2 protein-coding genes are annotated in these 1,411 nt (G+C 63.0%); both read left to right on the top strand.

Annotation, left to right across the window (positions count from 1 at the left end):
* Window positions 1-600: fibronectin type III domain-containing protein (locus tag GY769_02290; GenBank protein ID MCP4200749.1), on the top strand; the 600-nt coding region annotated here is incomplete at its 5' end.
* Window positions 601-915: 315 nt separating this feature from the next.
* The coding region (locus GY769_02285; GenBank protein ID MCP4200748.1) for a hypothetical protein at window positions 916-1,411 on the top strand (496 nt) is incomplete at its 3' end.

Here is a 1,411-nt window from a genome sequence, read left to right as displayed (position 1 = left end):
CGTTTTCCCAAGGCGGAAGCCAAGATCGCGCACCTGGCCCAGCAGATCGCCGACGGGCTTGACCACGCGGCGGAGGAATTCCCGTCACCCACGGTGCCGCCGGCAGTGCTCCGGGCGCAGCTCGAGGACTATCGGGAGAAGAGCGCGGCGCTCGCCAGGTCTCGTGCCGAGGCCAAGATTCGGCGGGTCGACAAGAACAACGCGCTCAAGACGCTGAAGGACAGCATGCGGGCCGATCTGCGCTACGCCGAGGTGACGGCGCGCCGGCACCCGGAGCGGTTGACCCAACTCGGCTGGGGGCCCCGCCGGCCGCGCACCCCGCTCGAGCCGCCGGGCGAAGTGCGCAACATGAAGATCCGCGACGAGGGCGACACGTGGGTGTTCCTCGCCTGGGACGCGCCCGACGAGGGCGGCGAGGTCGCGGTATACCAGATCCAGCGTAAGCAGCCTCGGGGCAAGTGGGGAGACGTCGCCACGTCGATCGATCGCGTCGAGCTGCTGCACGACCAGCCGCGTGGCGTGGAACTGGAGTTCCGTGTGCTGGCCATGAACCGGGCCGGCACCGGCGGGCCGAGCGCGACGGTCAAGGCTGTGCTTTAGCCGGTTTGGTCCTGCCGCACCCCGACAGATAGAGCAGAGGGAACGTTCAGGGGGCCGTTGCACAAGCTCTCACAACACACTGACCGAGAATCAGTAGGTGCGGGCAGAGGCGATTTTCACGGCTGCTTTCATGTGACGCCCTCCTGATCGAGTCTTCGCTTATCGAATACTTCAGCCCGTGCGGAGATAGCGCTCCGTCGAGGTGTTAAAAAGGAGATCTCGGAAGCGTGGCTGTCTGGATGGTGAAAGCGTTGCAATAAAGTCCCGTGTCGCTGATCATGTAGGGGGTAGGAACGCGTTGATAGGAGCATACCAATGACGACTGACGCGAACCCTGACCTCGAGAGCACACCAACCTGCAGGGAATGCTGGGCAAATTGTGGTGTCGAGGCCGACGAGGAGATGCGAGAAATCGACCGGCTGGAGGACGAGCTCTCGCCGCTGCCCGAAAATATCACGCGCATAAGAAAGCTCATTTCGACTCTCGAGCTCTGCCATCACAAGGCCGAGCGCTGGGTCACGAATATCATCGAGGCGATCGGCGAGGGAGATACATCCAAGGGACTCGGCACTCGAACGGCCGGTGAGCTCCATCCGGCGGAGCGTGACTGGATAAACGCCTGTACGGCGCTTTCAGCCTGGTGTGCCGGACAACCGGCCGCTTCCGTCGAAATCAAGATAGGGGGCCGATCAGCGAGCTGTCTGTTGAGCAAGCTCGGTCAGCGCTCGGCTCTCAAGGAGTGGCAGGTTCAGCGCGTGATTGAACGCATTCGCGAGTTCATCGGTTGGCCTCGTTCGATGCACCATGATG

The sequence above is a fragment of the bacterium genome (assembly GCA_024224155.1).
Taxonomy (GTDB): Bacteria; Acidobacteriota; Thermoanaerobaculia; order Multivoradales; family JAHEKO01; genus CALZIK01.
The sequence above is the reverse complement of the archived record's forward strand: the minus strand, read 5'-3'. Positions and strand labels throughout refer to the sequence as shown.